This window comes from Rhodococcus sp. 27YEA6 (assembly GCF_044908235.1).
GTDB lineage: Bacteria > Actinomycetota > Actinomycetes > Mycobacteriales > Mycobacteriaceae > Rhodococcus_F > Rhodococcus_F qingshengii.
Map to the genome: position 1 here is coordinate 17,484 of NZ_JBIYCY010000007.1, position 16,035 is coordinate 33,518.

The 16,035-nt window shown below is 60.7% G+C and carries 16 protein-coding genes and 1 pseudogene; 6 read left to right on the top strand and 11 right to left on the bottom strand.

From position 1 onward, the window contains the following. Positions 1 to 73: 73 nt before the first annotated feature. From ABH939_RS18905 to ABH939_RS18915, 3 genes are all read left to right on the top strand, one after another. Complete coding sequence (locus tag ABH939_RS18905; RefSeq protein ID WP_037129600.1) at positions 74 to 517, top strand: Fur family transcriptional regulator; 444 nt, start codon at positions 74 to 76, stop codon at positions 515 to 517. A 36-nt stretch (positions 518 to 553) separates the two neighbouring features. Continuing rightward, positions 554 to 2,776 carry a catalase/peroxidase HPI gene (gene katG, locus ABH939_RS18910; protein WP_338927693.1) on the top strand — a complete coding sequence of 741 codons (2,223 nt, stop codon included), beginning with the start codon at positions 554 to 556 and terminating at the stop codon, positions 2,774 to 2,776. A 79-nt stretch (positions 2,777 to 2,855) separates the two neighbouring features. Beyond that, positions 2,856 to 3,329, top strand: a complete 474-nt coding sequence (locus ABH939_RS18915) for an NUDIX domain-containing protein (protein WP_003941446.1) — start codon at positions 2,856 to 2,858, stop codon at positions 3,327 to 3,329. Positions 3,330 to 3,346: 17 nt separating this feature from the next. On the opposite strand, the gene ABH939_RS18920 is transcribed toward ABH939_RS18915, so the two are convergent. Then, complete coding sequence (locus ABH939_RS18920) at positions 3,347 to 4,165, bottom strand: universal stress protein (protein ID WP_058038910.1); 819 nt, start codon at positions 4,163 to 4,165, stop codon at positions 3,347 to 3,349. A 221-nt stretch (positions 4,166 to 4,386) separates the two neighbouring features. Beyond that, the gene (gene ctaD, locus ABH939_RS18925) at positions 4,387 to 6,129 is read right to left on the bottom strand and encodes a cytochrome c oxidase subunit I (RefSeq protein WP_007726434.1); all 1,743 of its coding nucleotides are present in this window, start codon (positions 6,127 to 6,129) and stop codon (positions 4,387 to 4,389) included. A gap of 199 nt (positions 6,130 to 6,328) precedes the next feature. Here ctaD and ABH939_RS18930 point away from each other — a divergent pair, with 199 nt between their 5' ends. Beyond that, complete coding sequence (locus tag ABH939_RS18930; protein ID WP_007726436.1) at positions 6,329 to 6,709, top strand: VOC family protein; 381 nt, start codon at positions 6,329 to 6,331, stop codon at positions 6,707 to 6,709. Between the two features lie 3 nt (positions 6,710 to 6,712). Here ABH939_RS18930 and ABH939_RS18935 read toward each other — a convergent pair whose 3' ends face one another. The 3 genes from ABH939_RS18935 to ABH939_RS18945 all read right to left on the bottom strand — a co-directional run bounded on the left by ABH939_RS18935 (position 6,713) and on the right by ABH939_RS18945 (position 9,713). Continuing rightward, a complete protein-coding gene (locus ABH939_RS18935; protein ID WP_039972680.1) occupies positions 6,713 to 8,413 on the bottom strand; it encodes a GAF domain-containing protein in 1,701 nt (566 codons plus the stop codon). Beyond that, positions 8,403 to 9,134, bottom strand: coding sequence for a response regulator transcription factor (locus ABH939_RS18940; protein ID WP_058038975.1), 732 nt, complete (start codon positions 9,132 to 9,134; stop codon positions 8,403 to 8,405). Before ABH939_RS18940 ends, ABH939_RS18935 begins: the two co-directional genes overlap by 11 nt. Before the next feature lie 234 nt (positions 9,135 to 9,368). Then, positions 9,369 to 9,713, bottom strand: a complete 345-nt coding sequence (locus tag ABH939_RS18945; protein WP_037129595.1) for a nitroreductase/quinone reductase family protein — start codon at positions 9,711 to 9,713, stop codon at positions 9,369 to 9,371. Between the two features lie 238 nt (positions 9,714 to 9,951). On the opposite strand from ABH939_RS18945, the gene ABH939_RS18950 reads away from it, so the two are divergent. Beyond that, positions 9,952 to 10,173, top strand: a complete 222-nt coding sequence (locus tag ABH939_RS18950; RefSeq protein WP_081557469.1) for an RGCVC family protein — start codon at positions 9,952 to 9,954, stop codon at positions 10,171 to 10,173. Positions 10,174 to 10,280: 107 nt separating this feature from the next. Here the strand turns inward: ABH939_RS18950 and ABH939_RS18955 are convergent, their stop codons facing one another. Then, complete coding sequence (locus ABH939_RS18955; RefSeq protein WP_082845672.1) at positions 10,281 to 10,883, bottom strand: hypothetical protein; 603 nt, start codon at positions 10,881 to 10,883, stop codon at positions 10,281 to 10,283. Positions 10,884 to 10,906: 23 nt separating this feature from the next. Then, positions 10,907 to 11,356 carry a helix-turn-helix domain-containing protein gene (locus ABH939_RS18960; protein WP_007726458.1) on the bottom strand — a complete coding sequence of 150 codons (450 nt, stop codon included), beginning with the start codon at positions 11,354 to 11,356 and terminating at the stop codon, positions 10,907 to 10,909. Between the two features lie 127 nt (positions 11,357 to 11,483). Between ABH939_RS18960 and ABH939_RS18965 the strand changes: the two are divergent. After that, positions 11,484 to 12,563 (top strand): annotated as a pseudogene (locus ABH939_RS18965) (MFS transporter); the annotation flags it as partial. An 84-nt stretch (positions 12,564 to 12,647) separates the two neighbouring features. Here the strand turns inward: ABH939_RS18965 and ABH939_RS18970 are convergent. From ABH939_RS18970 to ABH939_RS18985, 4 genes are all read right to left on the bottom strand, one after another. Then, entirely contained in the window at positions 12,648 to 13,898 is a 1,251-nt protein-coding gene (locus ABH939_RS18970) for an amidohydrolase (protein WP_338927695.1), read from the bottom strand. A 98-nt stretch (positions 13,899 to 13,996) separates the two neighbouring features. Beyond that, a complete protein-coding gene (locus tag ABH939_RS18975) occupies positions 13,997 to 14,419 on the bottom strand; it encodes a hypothetical protein (RefSeq protein WP_054187580.1) in 423 nt (140 codons plus the stop codon). Positions 14,420 to 14,889: 470 nt separating this feature from the next. After that, the gene (locus tag ABH939_RS18980) at positions 14,890 to 15,438 is read right to left on the bottom strand and encodes a hypothetical protein (RefSeq protein WP_404649954.1); all 549 of its coding nucleotides are present in this window, start codon (positions 15,436 to 15,438) and stop codon (positions 14,890 to 14,892) included. Positions 15,439 to 15,597: 159 nt separating this feature from the next. Continuing rightward, positions 15,598 to 15,858 carry a hypothetical protein gene (locus ABH939_RS18985; protein WP_404649956.1) on the bottom strand — a complete coding sequence of 87 codons (261 nt, stop codon included), beginning with the start codon at positions 15,856 to 15,858 and terminating at the stop codon, positions 15,598 to 15,600. Positions 15,859 to 16,035: the final 177 nt, after the last annotated feature.

Here is a 16,035-nt window from a genome sequence, read left to right on the forward strand (position 1 = left end):
CGGGAGGGCCCTGTCCGCGATGATTTTCGCGAAAGTCTGGGTTCAGTCCAGAAGATTGCGCAATAGTGGAAAGGTGCCTTCGACGCCGGATTATGCAGCCCAACTGCGTAACGCTGAGCTTCGCGTGACTCGTCCCAGAGTCACGGTGCTCGAGGTTGTGCATGCACGCCCACACGCAGCCACCGAGACTGTCTTCGATGCTGTGCGGGCTGTTCTGCCGGGGGTGTCGCGGCAGGCGGTCTACGACGTGTTGCACGCTCTCACCGACGCCGGGCTGATCAGGCGGATCCAACCGTCCGGATCGGTGGCGCTGTACGAGTCACGCGTCGGCGACAACCATCATCACGTCGTCTGCCGGTCCTGTGGGGTCGTTGCAGATGTCGACTGCGCAGTCGGAGAGGCACCGTGTTTGACGCCGTCGGCGCACAACGGTTTCGTTCTCGACGAAGCCGAGGTCATTTACTGGGGCCTGTGTCCCGACTGCTCGACAACTCAGAGTTTGCGATCACAAACGTGATCGAAGTCCGTTCTACTCGCTCATGGAGGGATTACCGTGTCCGATAGTTGCCCGGTTGCTCACGACGGAAACACCGAGAGCACCAGCGAAAGTGAAAACCCCGCAATCCCGTCTCCGACGCCTACCGGGAATCGTCCGAGAACAAACAGCGACTGGTGGCCGAATCAGCCGGATCTCTCTGTCTTGCATTCACATTCGTCGAAGTCGAATCCTATGGGTGCCGACTTCGATTACGCCCAGGAATTCGCCAAGCTCGATGTCGAGGCGCTAAAGCGCGACGTCATCGCGTTGATGACGGCGTCGCAGGATTGGTGGCCGGCCGACTACGGGCACTACGGCGGACTCTTCGTGCGTATGAGCTGGCATGCTGCCGGCACCTATCGCATTGCAGACGGCCGCGGCGGTGGCGGCCAAGGTGCTCAGCGTTTCGCCCCGCTCAACAGTTGGCCGGACAACGCCAGCCTCGACAAGGCGCGGCGCCTGCTCTGGCCCGTGAAGCAGAAGTACGGAAAGCAGGTTTCCTGGGCCGACCTGCTGGTGTTTGCGGGCAACTGCGCCCTGGAGTCGATGGGGTTCAAGACCTTCGGCTTCGGATTCGGCCGAGAAGACATCTGGGAGCCCGAGGAGATCTACTGGGGTCCCGAGGACACCTGGCTCGGCGACGAGCGTTACAGCGGAGACCGTGAGCTGTCCGGACCGCTCGGAGCCGTGCAGATGGGCCTGATCTACGTCAATCCCGAAGGACCCAACGGGCAACCGGATCCGGTAGCGGCCGCCCGCGACATCCGAGAAACGTTCGCCCGCATGGCGATGAACGACGTGGAGACAGCTGCGCTGATCGCCGGCGGTCACACCTTCGGCAAGACGCACGGAGCCGGACCGGCCGACCTCGTCGGACCGGAACCGGAAGGTGCTCCCATCGAGCAGCAGGGACTGGGCTGGAAGAGTGCCTTCGGCACGGGTGTGGGTAAGGACGCGATCACCAGTGGTCTCGAAGTCGTGTGGACTCCCACTCCGACGAAGTGGGACAACACCTTCTTGGAGATTCTGTACGGCTACGACTGGGAGCTGACCAAGAGTCCGGCGGGTGCGTGGCAGTGGATTCCGAAGGACGGCGCGGGGGCGGGCACCATCCCGGATCCGTTCGATTCGTCGGCCGGACGCACCCCGACGATGCTGACGACCGACCTGTCCCTACGCCTGGATCCGACGTACGAGAAGATCACCCGGCGCTGGCTCGATCATCCGGAAGAATTCGCCGAAGAGTTCGCCAAGGCTTGGTACAAGCTCCTTCACCGTGACATGGGACCGGTCACGCGCTACCTGGGACCTTGGGTTCCCGAGCCGCAGCTGTGGCAGGACCCGGTTCCCTCGGCCGATGATCAACTGATCGGGGACGCAGACATCGCGATCCTCAAGAGTCGACTTCTCGACTCCGGGCTGTCCATTTCGCAGTTGGTATCGACGGCGTGGGCGTCTGCCGCGAGCTTCCGCAGCACGGACATGCGCGGCGGCGCCAACGGTGCGCGAATCCGACTGGAGCCGCAGAAGAATTGGGAAGTCAATGAGCCCGCAGCTCTCTCCGCGGTGCTTCAGACTCTCGAGCGGGTTCAGCAGGACTTCAACCAGGCTGGTGGAGCAAAGGTTTCTCTCGCCGACCTGATCGTTCTGGGTGGTACAGCGGCCGTCGAACAGGCTGCGAAGAACGCCGGACAGGACATCACGGTCTCGTTCACGCCGGGCCGAACGGATGCAACGCAGGAGCAGACAGACGTCGACTCGTTCGAGGTACTCGAACCCCGGGCCGACGGATTCCGGAACTACCTCAAGGGAGGCGAGAAGCTTCCGGCAGAGATTCTGTTGGTCGACCGCGCGTACATGCTGTCGCTGACCCCGCCCGAGGTGACAGTGCTGGTCGGCGGACTTCGCGCGCTGAACGCGAACTTCGGCAATACCCGTCACGGCGTGTTCACCGATCGTCCCGAGACGTTGACCAACGATTTCTTCGTCAACCTTCTCGACATGGGTACCGAGTGGAAGCCGTCGAAGACGGACGAAAACGTCTACGACGGCGTTGATCGCGTGACGGGCGATCCGAAGCACACGGCAACTGCGGTCGATCTCGTTTTCGGATCGAATTCGCAACTGCGTGCACTCGCCGAGGTGTACGCCAGCGCAGACGCCAAGCAGAAGTTCGCCGAGGACTTCGCCGCAGCCTGGACCAAGGTGATGGACCTCGACCGGTTCGACGTGAACTGATCCAGCAGATCGTCGAAGACGCCCCGCGAGCTTGTTCCCGCGGGGCGCCGTCATTTCACGCGCACGATAGCGTGGTCGTGTGGCCGATCAATTTGCGCTGGTACCAGCGGTGTACGTGATGTTCTGTCGAAGCAACCCGGTACAACGGCGCGAGGTGCTGCTGCAATTGCGCGAGGGCACGGGATTCATGGACGGATACTGGGCTCACGCTGCTGCGGGCCACGTCGAACTGGGGGAGTCGGCGATCGACGCTGCCGTTCGGGAGGCTGCGGAAGAACTTGGTGTCGAGTTGCTTTCCTCGGAACTGAAGCCGCTGACCGTGTTGCATCGCCGCCACGCGGACGGGAGCGAACCGGTGGATCATCGAGTGGACTTCTTCTACGAATGCCGCACGTGGTCCGGTGAACCACGCCGGATGGAGCCGTTGAAATCTGCAGATCTGCGGTGGTGGCCGGTTGACGAACTCCCGGAGAAGTTGGTCGACCACGAGCGTTTCGTAATCGAAGCCCATCACTCCGGTCAGCTCGCACCCATCCACAGTTACGGCTTCTGACCGGGTGACGATCTGATTCAGGCTTCGCTGGCAACGATGACCGGGCAGTGTGCTTTTCGAATCATCGCACTGCTCGTGGTGCCGAGAGCGGTGTCGTCGAACGAACCTCGCCCACGCCGACCCACGACGAGAAGCCGTGCCTCGGTGGAGAGTTGTTCAAGAATGGCAACCGAGGGGCCGTCGAACTCGATCTGACGGATCGCGACGCCAGGGTAGAGCGTGGCCCAACCCGACAGTTGCCACGTCAGCGGCGTCGAGTGCTGGGGCGAGTGCCCGGATGCGACGTCTCGACGCAGTTCGGCCTCTGGCGGCGCTGCGTGCACGACGACCAGTTCGGTGTTCGCTGCCTCTGCTTCCTTGAATGCGATGGCCAGAGCGCTTTCGCTGTAGGCGCTTCCGTCCAAACCGACGACAACCGGCAAGGCTGCCGCAGCGCTGCTTTCACGCGGTGTTCCGACTCTTGCGAACGAACATGTCGGTCCAGGTGCGGCGGGATCGTCCTGTGTTGCGACGATCAAGGCGGCCTCGGACGTCAACGCGGTGAGGATTGCGGTGTTCTCCCCGGAGATCAGATCGGTCCGGATCCGAAGATCTGGCGACACCGACTCGGCGATCTGAATGGCCTCCATGAACAGGCCGGTCGGCGATGCCGAGGTGTTCAGATCGGCGCTCGGAGCTACGAAAACGATTCGCATCCAGAGACCGTGGCGATGTGCGAACTCAGCCGCCCACGTGATCACGTCGGGGCGCACCGGGGATCCGTCGATGCACACGACCACCGCTCCGTCCGCGGACCACTCCGAGGTGATGAGATCAGTCGATAGTTCGGGCTTCATCGTGAACTCCTCGAGCTGTGTCTGTTGAATGCGAACTAGCTTGCAGGACAGTGCCGAACAGCAATCCTGCGACGATTATCGAGCACGCGGCAGTCGTCAGGGGCAACCACACGAGCGTCGTGACAGCGAACATGAGCACGAGCAACGGGGCGAGGAGATGGCCGGGTTTCGCTCGGCGTTCGTGGTGCTGCTTTTCTGCCCAGGCTCGGTGCTTCGTGCCGTCATTCATGTTGTTTCACCTCAGTTCTCACGTCGGAAACCGACTTGTGACCAAGCAGTCCGACATGCGCCTCGTCGCGCATTCTTTCGACCATGTGGGGGTAGTGCAGTTCGAATGCCGGCCGCTCACTGCGGATTCGGGGGAGTTCGGTGAAGTTGTGTCGCGGTGGTGGGCAGGACGTCGCCCATTCGAGCGAGTTTCCGAAGCCCCAAGGATCGTCGACGGTCACAATTCGGCCGTACCGGTAGCTCTTGAAAACGTTCCAGATGAACGGAATCGTCGAGGCTCCGAGCACAAACGCGCCGATGGTCGAGATCGTGTTGAGAAGAGTGAAATTGTCCGACGGCAGGTAGTCCGCGTACCGCCGAGGCATGCCCTGGGCGCCGAGCCAATGCTGGACGAGAAATGTTGCGTGAAAGCCGATCAGGGTCAACCAGAAATGGATCTTGGCGAGCTTCTCGTCCAACATCCGGCCGGTCATTTTCGGGAACCAGAAGTAGATTCCGGCGTATGTCGCGAACGCGATTGTCCCGAAGAGGACGTAATGGAAATGCGCGACAACAAAGTACGAGTCGGTGACATGAAAGTCCAAGGGCGGGCTGGCAAGGATGACGCCGGAGAGTCCGCCGAACAGGAATGTGACCAGGAAGCCGACGGAGAACAGCATGGGCGATTCGAAAGTCAACTGCCCCTTCCACATGGTGCCGATCCAGTTGAAGAACTTGACTCCGGTGGGAACTGCGATCAGGAAGGTCATGAACGAGAAGTAGGGGAGGAGAACGGCGCCGGTTGCGTACATGTGGTGAGCCCACACAGCGATCGACAGTGCAGCAATTCCCAATGTTGCATAGACCAATCCGGTGTATCCGAAGATCGGCTTGCGGCTGAAGACGGGGAAGATCTCCGAGACTATGCCGAAGAACGGCAGCGCCAGAATGTAGACCTCGGGATGGCCGAAGAACCAGAACAGGTGCTGCCACAACATGACTCCACCGGTGGCGGGGTCGAACAGGTGCGCTCCCAGGTGCCGGTCCACCCACAGTCCGATCAAGGCAGCAGCGAGCAGCGGAAAAACGAGGAGGATCAGCATGCTGGCGACCAGCGCATTCCACGTGAAGATCGGCATGCGGAACATCGTCATACCCGGGGCGCGCAGGCAGACGATCGTCGAAACGATGTTGACTGCGCCGAGGATGGTGCCGACCCCACCGAGAGCGAGACCGATGATCCACAGGTCGGCGCCCATGCCGGGGGAGTGGAGTTCGCTGGTGAGCGGTACGTAGGCGGTCCAGCCGAAATCTGCCGCACCACCAGGTGTTACGAATCCGGCGGACGCGATCAGGCCGCCGAAGAGATAGAGCCAGTAGCTGAAGGCGTTGAGTCGCGGGAAACACACGTCCGGCGACCCGATCTGCAGTGGCATGAGGTAGTTGGCGAATCCGAAGAACACCGGGGTCGCGTACAGCAGGAGCATGATCGTGCCGTGCATGGTGAACAACTGGTTGTACTGCTCGTTGGACAGGAATTGCATTCCCGGAACGGTCAATTCCATGCGCATGAGTAGTGCCATCAGTCCGCCGATCAAGAAGAAGGCAAACGATGTCACGATGTACATCAGACCGATCATCTTGTGATCGGTGGTCCTGAGGATCTCGACCAGTTTCGAACCCTTCGGAGCGGTTCGGGGAATTGCATCGGCGGGAGAATCGACCTCACCGACCGGCCGGGGCGCGAGATCAACCACGACGGCCGCCTACGCACATCGACGTGACGAAAGACCGAGAATGCCTGGGACTGTGGAACATAACGCAATGATCGTGGCGACCGGGAACTCGGACGAGGGGAAAAGGTCCCTAGGATCGGAACAGAGGCATGGCGTAGATCACGTGGTCCGGTACGGTCGAGAGAGTTGTCTTCACGAGCGGAAAGAAAGCGAGATGGTCATGGCATGTCGTATCAGTGAACTGGTGCTCGGTTGCCGGGAACCCGAGGTGCTGGGCCGGTTCTGGTGCGAGGTTCTGGACTTCGTCGTGCTCGATCGAATGGACGACGGTTCGTTGGAGATCGGCCCACGCGAAGGGTTCGGCGGTCCGCAGCCGACGATCATCCTCAGTCGCAGAGACGAACCGGAGAAGGGTAAGCCCCGCCTGCATATCGACGTCAACGCCACCGATCGCGATCAGGAGGCCGAACTGGAACGCCTGTTGAGTCTTGGTGCGCGGCCGGCCGACATCGGCCAGACAGGGCACGAACAATGGCATGTCCTGGCCGATCCGGAAGGTAACGAGTTCTGCCTGCTCAAGGCCCAACTGGATCCGCTCTGACGCTCAACGATGCTGGATCGGCAACGGACTTCGCCTGGGGCTCAGTGGAACACGCCACACCAGTTCGGTGACACCGTTCTCGCTGGTGATGTTGCTCGAGCCTCCGCACTGACGAGCGCGGGTCGCCAGGTTGTCGAGACCGTGGATTCTGGTTGCCTGGTCGATTCCCACACCGTCGTCGACGATGCTGATGACAAGCTCCTCGGTGGCCCGGATGGTGACGTCGATGGCATCGGCATGTGCATGCCGCAGAGCGTTGCTCAAGCCCTCGCGCACAACGGCTTCGGCATGCGGGGCAAGTCGAGACGGGACGGAACTGTCGATGGTTCCCTCGAAAGTGACGCTGGGAGTGATCGACGAGTGGCCGGACAGACCGTTGACGGCATCGAGTAGTCGCCGCCGCAGGCTTGTGGGAGTAGACATCTCGCTCGTATGGAGGTCGAAGACTGCGGTGCGGATTTCACGGACTGTTCGATCGAGTTGATCGACAGAGGTGTCCAATACGGTTCGAACGGTGTCCTCGTCGCCTGGACGTTGCAGCACCCCCTGCAAACTCAACCCAGTGGCGAACAGCTGTTGGATGACGTGGTCATGGAGATCCCGCGCGATTCGGTCGCGATCTTCGAGGACGTCGACCAGTCTTTCTTTCCGTTGCTGTTCTGCGAATTCGACAGTGACAGAAGCGATGTCTGCCATCGCCGTCAGTTGCTCGATCTCGTCCACTCCCCACGGGCGGTTGCTGCGGCGTGACGCGAAGAGAACACCGCCGCCGAACGAGGTCCCGGAGAGGGGGAGTGCGACCACTGATTCGTCGCCGGAAACATTCAGTGCCGGAACGGAACTGCCATGTGGTGCAGAGATCGGCCGCCGGCTCCGCGCAGCGTCGTCGATCACGGTCCCGGACAGATCGACGGCTGATCCGGTCGCGGGGACAGGCTGGGAATCAGCAGCATCGGCGACGTGGACTACCGGCTCTCTGCCGAGGTCGTAGCGAACGACGCACACAAGATTTCCATCCGTGAGGTGCCGCGTCGTCCGAACCAGTTCCGATAGCGTCTCGTCGCGGGATCCGCCGCTGAGCAGACGTGCATTGACGGCGGCGACGGCCTTGAGCCAGGCTTCTCGCGTCCGGGATTCCTCGAACAGACGCGCATTGTCGATGGCGATGCTCGCAGCATTTGCCAGAATCTGGAGTACAGCCTCGTCGCGGTCGTCGAATGCAGTCCGTTCCGAGCTGTCCGCGAGGTAGATGCTGCCGAACACCTCGCCCCTGACGAAGATCGGAACACCGAGAAACGTGTCCATCGGCGGATGATTGGTCGGAAACCCTGCCGAGGACGGATGCGAGGAGATTCGGTCGGTTCGAACCGGGCACGGTTCTCGAACGACCAGGCCCAGCAGGCCGTGACCTTCGGGAAGATGCCCGATCTTGGCAACCTGCCCCTGAGTCATACCGGAGTGGATGAATCGGGACAAGCGTCCGTCGGGGGATTTCACGCCGAGCGCGCCGTAGTCCGCTTCGAGGAGATGTCGCGCGACGTCGACTATCTGTTGCAGGGTTTCGTCGAGCTGGAGTGTGGACCCGACGGTCAACACGGCACTGAGCAGTTTGGGAATTGCAGTCGGGTTGAGAGCAGTCAGCTCTGCGCTTCCGGCGATGTCGCCGAAAAGGCTGAGCATGAGCGCGTCGCGGCTACCTGGCATGGTGCGTGCCCGTGGTGGCGGAGAAGGGCGAGCCGGATGGCGTCAGCAGGTGAGTGGTCGCCTGGCCCGAAGGATCCGGGTGCAAAGTGCCCGCACGAAGCTTTGTCGCCAGAACTGCGGCCTGCGTTCGACGTTCGAGACCCAGTTTCTCGAGGATGCGTGAGACGTAGTTCTTGACTGTTTTCTCCGAGAGTTCTGCGTGCGAGCTGATCTCTCGATTGCTCAGTCCCTTGCCGATCAACTCGAAGATCAAGAGCTCCTGATCGGTCAACAGGGCTGCCGCAGTACCCGACTTCTGTTCGGACCGGATGCGCCGGACCAAACCGATCACCGCCTGGGTGTTCAACAGCGACTTGCCGGTAGCAACCGTGCGGATCGCCGACACCAGGTCGTGGCCGCGGATGTTCTTGAGGACGAATCCTCGTGCGCCGGCGATCAGGGCGTCGAGCAGTGCGTCGTCGTCGGAGTACGACGTGAGCATCAAAGTGGCGGCGCTCGGGTAGGTCGACGCCAGTTCTCGGCACAGTTCCACACCGTTACCGTCGGGAAGTCTGACGTCCATGACAACCACGTCGGGTCGGCATTCGGGTATTCCGGCCGAGGCTTCGCGAACACACGACGCCTCGCCAACAACGTTGAATCCCGATACCTGATTCAACAGGTCTGCCAATCCACGACGGACGATCTCGTGGTCGTCGACCAGATAGATGCCGATCGTCACGGTGGTCACCTCTTCCAGCTCACGCCTGCCGTCGATGTTACCGGACGGTAATGTCCCGACAGGATCGGGTTGTCCGACCGATGGTCGACAAAAAACCCGCGTCGAAGGGTGCGAGACCGAGTCTCGATTGCACAGAGTCAAAGGTCCCGACCGTCACGAGATCTGAATCACCCAGATCTCGTGAGGCGGTGGGTGTGAGCTGAATGTGATTGCACCGGTGGCTGTTCGATCCGCTCAGTCGACGGGAGCGAGTTCGACGGAGACGTAGACACCCTTGCCTTTTCGGTGTGCGAGTGCCTCGCCGGGGCGATCGATACCGTCCAGTTGGAGAACGATCGGACCTTGTTCCGGGTAGAAATTGCGCCACCAACTCTTCTTGTCCGGCATGGCAACGCCGATCGTCACATGGTCGCCTTTTCGTTTGTAGGACACGGGCGCGCTGAAGGTGCGACCGGACTTGCGTCCGACGTAGGTGATGACGGTCATGGAACGGCCCAGTAGTTTGCCTACGATCGGAGCGCCGATCAGTGGTTGGACCACTACGTTCACGGCGGCGGATACACGTTGGAAAGTGTTCACGAGAAGCCCTTTCACGACGAATGCTGCACGAATTCGAATCCTGCACGGAAATGGTGCGTGCAGTAGTTCTATCCTGCTCGACCGGGAATGTCGCGTGGGCAGAAATTGGTACAAACCGGTGTGCCGAAGCGAGTAGCGTGGGGTACGTCGAGGGTCATTCGAATATGCGCGGTCAAGCCATGTCGTCCTCGACGCCAACCCGGTCTGTGGTCGAACGGCCGAGAACTGGAGCGCCGGTATGGCGTCGAACCCGTCCGATGTGTCGAATGCACGAGGGCAATCCGAGTCGACTGACGAGGATCAGAAAACACCGTCGATCTGCCCGGCGTGTCAGCACAGTATGAAATCCCACGATCCGCTCGGGGTTCGCTTCTGCGCAGTGACTGCCGACCGCGGTCTCGATCGAAAGTGCATCTGCGCTGCCGATCGTGAGGAAATTCAGCACTACTCGCGATACTGATCCGCCTGGGCATCACGTCAATTCATACGCCAAGATTCGACTGTCACCTCGACGACACTGCCCGCGCCACTGAACGCGCCGCGGGTGAACCGCACTGAGTGACAGATTCACCCTCGTTGCGACCACTTGCCGCGCAGAAGCATCAGTGCGGTAAGGGTGAGGCCCCATCCGATCGTGGACAGTGCGACGCCCACGCCTGCCTGTCCGGTGACATCAGTACTGGCGTCGATGCTGAATGCGGTGGTGAATCCCGCAGCAGTGCCGGCAGCGGCCGTCATACCGCCGGCCTTCATCCATCGCGAGCAATGGGCGGAACCGAAACACGCCAGAATCACTGTCAGTCCACAGGCGACGACCTGCCAGGTGGGGAACTGTGTCGGGGCAGGCAGGCCGGGGCCGCGGAATCCGCCTTTGTAGTCGGCTGACCAGCTGAGCCAGCCCATGCAAGACAGAAAGCCCAGTGCAAAGGCCAACAGGCCGGTGCTCCACAGTCCGAGTGAGCCCGATCCCGTGTGCCCGCCGCCGAGGGCGGTCGTGGAGTGCTCCAGGCCAGTTCGTTCCGAACGCCAGATTGTCCAGATGATGCTCGCGCCGATAGTTGCGGGCACGCCGACGAAGATGAATGCAATCCAGAGAAACTGCGGCCAGGAGAACTCGAGATCGACAGTCATAGTCGGAGTATGCGCGCACTTCGAATCATGTGCGCCCATCTGTCAATCTGGCGAGTTGCGGGTCAACCTTCCTCGACCTTCTCCACATGTGTACTTGTAGGGTCCAGGTCGATATTCCGTGTGTTGATCAGTCGAAGCCTGGGAACCGGATCGCCCGTGGTGTCGTCGATCAAGATCGAGTGTGGCTCACCGTCATCGAAGGCGTGGCGCTCTCCCCACTGTCGCAGGCTAATGATCACGATGAACAGATCCATACCGCGTTCGGTCAGGATGTACTCGTTGCGGGTACCTTGCGCGTTCGGTTGGACTTCGAAGATTCCCTGCTCGACAAGGACTTTGAGCCTGTCCGTGAGAATGTTCTTTGCGATGCCCAGGTTTCGTTGAAACTGACTGAATCTCGATGACCCGTCGAAGGCGTCACGCACGATCAGCAGCGACCATCTGTCGCCGATGATGTCGGCCGCTCGGGCCGTCGGGCAGTGCGGGTCCGTCCATTGTGCGCGATCCGGCATCGAGTTCCTCATTGGTTGCGTTTTGAAACTGTATTGACGTAACCTCCAAATGGTATCAAAACGCAACCAAGTTGAGGTGGAAGTGACTGCACGTCATGCTGTCGAGAACGCGCGGGGCAAGTTGAAAATGTCTCGCGGACTTCGCCTGTTGCTCGCAGTGCTCTGCGGGGTCTCGGTAGCCAACATCTACTACGCACAGCCGCTCCTCGGGCAAATAGGCTCGGATCTTTCCATTCCTCCGGCCGGCCTCGGTTTCGTAGTCGCACTCGCCCAACTCGGTTATGTGGTGGGGTTGATCGTGTTGGTGCCATTGAGCGATCTCGTGAATCGAAAGAAATTGATCGCAATCCAGATCGTCGCTGCTGCAACGGGAACGATGCTTGTTGCTCTGGCCACCACGAATCTGCAGCTGTTGATCGGGATGGCGGTCGCAGGCACGTTCTCGGTAGTTGTTCAAGTCATAGTTGCCTATGCTGCGGCAATCAGTGACCCGGACGAGCGGGGCGCAAACATCGGTGTCATCACCAGCGGCGTTGTCGTCGGCATCATCCTCGCTCGGACTGTCGCCGGCGCAGTTGCGGATCTGGCAGGCTGGCGGGCGGTCTACGCGGGATCCACTTTCATTTCGGTACTGGTCGCGGCCGTCGCGCTGACGATGCTGCCGAAAGATCCTCGTTCGCAACACGATAGGCGTTCGTACGTGCGTGCAATGGGGTCTGTCGTGACGTTGACGCTTACGAACCGACTGTTTCGCACCCGGGCCCTGATCGCCTTGTTCCTTTTCGCGTCCTTTGGTGCTTTGTGGAGCGGAATGGCCCTGCCGTTGAGTGAGGAACCATGGCGGTTGTCGACCACACAGATCGGGCTCTTCGGAATCGCAGGATTGGTTGGAGCATTGGGCGCGGTCGGTGCCGGTCGGTGGGCCGATCAAGGCAAAGCGCAACGCGTCACCGGGGCGTCGTTGGTCGTTCTCTTGCTGTCGTGGGTATTCAACGCGCAGGCGACGCACTCGCTGGTGTTACTCGTAGTCGGTGTTGTTGCGTTGGACTTCGCCGTGCAGGCTGTTCATGTCACGAGCCAGAATCTGATCGTCGCGAACACACCGGAATCGTCGGGGCAGATCATCGGTAGTTACATGGTGTTCTATTCGTTGGGCAGCGCGGCTGGGGCGGTTTCCACCACTATGGTTTTCGACGCGGCAGGGTGGGGCGCTGCAAGTATTCTCGGCGGCGCCTACGCGTTTGCAGCCTTGATCGAATGGACGATCGATCGATTGCGGACCCGCAACACTCTAGGGAGTTGGGAGCCACGTCCTGGCCGCGACGACCAAGGCGTTCACACCGATGGTCAGGGTCGGCTCGATCACGGGAGCGTAGTGCGGAGAGTGGTTCGACGGCACGGTTCGCAAAGCCGGATCAGTCATGTCACCTGTCGTGAACAGTGAAGGGTCGGTACCGCCCAACAGCCAGTACGACAGTGGCGCACCGGCACTGGTCGCGAGAATGCCGACATCTTCACTACCTGCTCCCGCTCCGGGATCGAGAATCTTGTTCGTCCCCAACCATTCGGCAAACGCATCGAGTGTCTTGTCCAGCGCTGCCGGATCATTGACGACGATCGGAAAGTGCTCCGTCTCGGTGATGGTCGGTGGGGTGGGTGCACCGGCGGTGGCCGCTTCGCCCCGGACGATGCGGTCGACGCTGTCCAGGATGCGCTGACGCACACCTGCGTCGTAGCTGCGGATGTTGAGTTGCAGTTCTGCTTCGCCGGGAATGACGTTGGCGGCATCTCCAGCATGGATGGAGCCGACGGTGAGGACAGCTGTGGCAGTACTCGGGACCTCGCGTGAGATGACAGTTTGCAAACGCAACACGGTTTCGGCTGCCATGACCACGGGATCGACCGAGTTCTCCGGCATAGATCCGTGGGCGCCCTTTCCGACCAGTCTCACACGAAGTGAGTCCGATCCCGCATACGAGGGGCCGGCGTGCCCGGCGATCGTGCCTGCCGGTAGCGGCGATACATGTTGTCCGAGAACGATGTCGGGCCTCGGGAATCGCTCGAACAGTCCGTCGTCGACCATGGCTTGCGCACCCGCGCCAAGTTCCTCAGCCGGTTGGAAGACGAGGACAAGAGTGCCAGACCAGGTCGTCGTATCGTGAGAGAGGATCCGGGCCGCACCGAGTAAGCAGGTCGTATGCAGGTCATGGCCGCACGCGTGGCTGACCGAGACGGTCTTTCCCTGATCGTCGGTCGTTGTCACGGTACTGGCGTAGTCCAATCCGGTTTCTTCCCGAACCGGGAGGGCGTCCATATCCGCACGCAGCAGCGCTGTGGGGCCCACTCCGTTCTTCAGGACTCCGACGACTCCGGTAGTCCCGACACCGGTGGTGGTGTCGAATCCAAGTGCTGTTAAATGTCTTTCCACCAGACTGGATGTTCGTTGCTCCTGAAACCCCAGTTCCGGATGGCTGTGGAGGTCCTTGTACAGGTCGATCAAATCCAGATCCACGGCGATCGTTTCGTGCACTGACGAGGTCATGAGTGTCCTCTCGGTAGCGTCTTTTCAGGCTAACCGGGATGACGGGTCGGTAAACAGGACCTTAGGTCCCACGGTGCCGGTGATGCGGAGTTCTGGTGCTACGGCACGTAGAACGATGTGACACCTGGGGTGATGATGGATCCGGCCACGGACAGCACGGCAACAGCGACTTGACCGGTCCCGGTCTGCACGATCGCCTCTGCTGGGACTCCGTTGAGGCCGTCCGAGAGCCGAGCGGAGCCGGAGGCCCCGGTCGAAAGGTTCAGCCAGCGCATTTCGGACGAGAGCAGGCATCCCCACCGGCCTTCCTTGCCTCCGGTGATCGTCACCGTGCCGGGTTGTTCACCGACGACAGCTACGCAGCGGACGGCCGGCGCGTCGAAGCTGCCGTTCGGGTTGCCGTACGGCGCAGGGTTGACCTGGAATGGAATGGTCACCGCGGCGGATGCGAGCGCCACCGACGTCAGAGTAGAAGCGATCACGACGGATGTGCAGACGCTCAGTCGGCGAACGAGATTCATCACGGAGGCCTCCAGCCATGTCCAGGTGATTTGCTTGTCTTCCCCGACGTAACGTTTTGGTCGTAGCTTCCCTTCTTGCATCGCCGCATTGAAGACGACAGCCTCACCATATCCGGTTGCACAGGAGAATTCAGGTACTCGTCGCTATTCGCTACATGTGGCGGCCTCAGATGCCGTCCGTCGAACCGCCTCTGCCGTCGTCGAAGCACGTACTACGGCAACCGGTGTTCCGGCTGCGGGATCGAAACTCCAGTCCTGGCGATAGGACTGGAGTAGATCTGGATCTGTGATCATCGCACCTGGCGACAATCGCTGGGCGAGCGTGTTCAAAGCGTCGACATTGACCATGATCTGGTTTCAGCCTTCCGCTCCGAGATGTGAAACTCATTGTGTCCAAGGCATGTCCGTGGACCCGAGAGTTGAAAGTCAGTATCTCGAGTGCGGTTGAGATCCACCGAATATGGCGTACGTCATATGTTGCTGAGGTCGGTCAGTACCTGATCGAAGGCGCCGGTACGTCCAGGTGTCACTACCTTCTGAAACAGTGTCAGGACACATTCGTCAAGGGCGTCCGTTGCTGTGAGGGTTCTTCTGGCGACGGTACTTCTAGCGGACCATCGGCCACGTTCCATGTGTGCCAATGCGATTCCATCACGCCGGGCTGTTGCCTTTCGGCCCGATGAATGAACGAAGAGGTATGTTCTGCCCGCGATATCGACTTCGCACAGCTTGTTCTTGCGGCGCATGGCCTTGGGCTTCTGGTCGATCAGGGTCCCGATCGTTCCGTCGGACAATCGAAGTGATGCAGGTCGGCCTTTGCGGAATATGAGCCTGGATCGATCCTGCTCGGCTGTTGACGATTTCCTCTTCCGCCCGCCGGCAACGCTCTCCGATCCGTCGTCGGATGCGGGAATCAGTTCGCCTTGAACGTTCCCCGACGGATCGAATATCGATACGGCCGAACCACCTTCGGCGAGGTTGACGAACCAGCCGGTCTCTGTAGGGGTGTTCCATTTCATGTAGATGATTATTCTTCATCAGTGCCGAGGAACATCAGCCGACAGCCCGAGACGAGGATCGCGGGCAGGATTCGACAGTCACCTCGATCACGCCATCGTCGCCGTTGAAACGAACCGCCGGCCAGTACCCGTCCATGAAATGCAAACCGCACGAGTCTGTCAGACGTTGACAATCGCTTCGACGACCTGACGGTGAAGAGCCTGGTGCTGCTCGAAGACGTGGCGTAGGCGGGGAAGCATGCCGCGTACAGCGTCGGGGTCGAGGGAGTGTGCGATGAAGCTGACAGTGCGCCCGTCGACGTTGCAGGTCAGGCTGTAGTAGTCGTCGTCCAATCGCTCACCGTCGGACGAGACGTAATACCCGCGGACAAAGGTGCCGAGCGTTTCGTCGACGATGCCGAAGCTGGGATTTGTCCTCACGTGAGCAGCGTAGACATCGAAGAAGGCAAGCCGCGATTCTGCTGGGGCGGGCACAACGCCCGACCCGTGGCAGGAGCCGTTCTTCGCCAATCCACTCGCAATGTCCCGCTGACTGGGCATCCGGAACCTTCTGCGCCGCGACTGCCTTAGCGTTCTACGTCGATAACCACGTGAAGG

Bases quoted from the DNA above. Each gene is read 5' to 3' on its own strand.
- ABH939_RS18920 (WP_058038910.1), bottom strand. From the start codon at position 4,165: ATGAAGCCCGAACTATCGACTGATCTCATCACCTCGGAGTGGTCCGCG.
- ABH939_RS18930 (WP_007726436.1), top strand. From the start codon at position 6,329: ATGGCATGTCGTATCAGTGAACTGGTGCTCGGTTGCCGGGAACCCGAG.
- ABH939_RS18935 (WP_039972680.1), bottom strand. From the start codon at position 8,413: ATGCCAGGTAGCCGCGACGCGCTCATGCTCAGCCTTTTCGGCGACATC.
- ABH939_RS18950 (WP_081557469.1), top strand. From the start codon at position 9,952: ATGGCGTCGAACCCGTCCGATGTGTCGAATGCACGAGGGCAATCCGAG.
- ABH939_RS18955 (WP_082845672.1), bottom strand. From the start codon at position 10,883: ATGGGCGCACATGATTCGAAGTGCGCGCATACTCCGACTATGACTGTC.
- ABH939_RS18960 (WP_007726458.1), bottom strand. From the start codon at position 11,356: ATGCCGGATCGCGCACAATGGACGGACCCGCACTGCCCGACGGCCCGA.
- ABH939_RS18970 (WP_338927695.1), bottom strand. From the start codon at position 13,898: ATGACCTCGTCAGTGCACGAAACGATCGCCGTGGATCTGGATTTGATC.
- ABH939_RS18975 (WP_054187580.1), bottom strand. From the start codon at position 14,419: ATGAATCTCGTTCGCCGACTGAGCGTCTGCACATCCGTCGTGATCGCT.
- ABH939_RS18980 (WP_404649954.1), bottom strand. From the start codon at position 15,438: ATGAAATGGAACACCCCTACAGAGACCGGCTGGTTCGTCAACCTCGCC.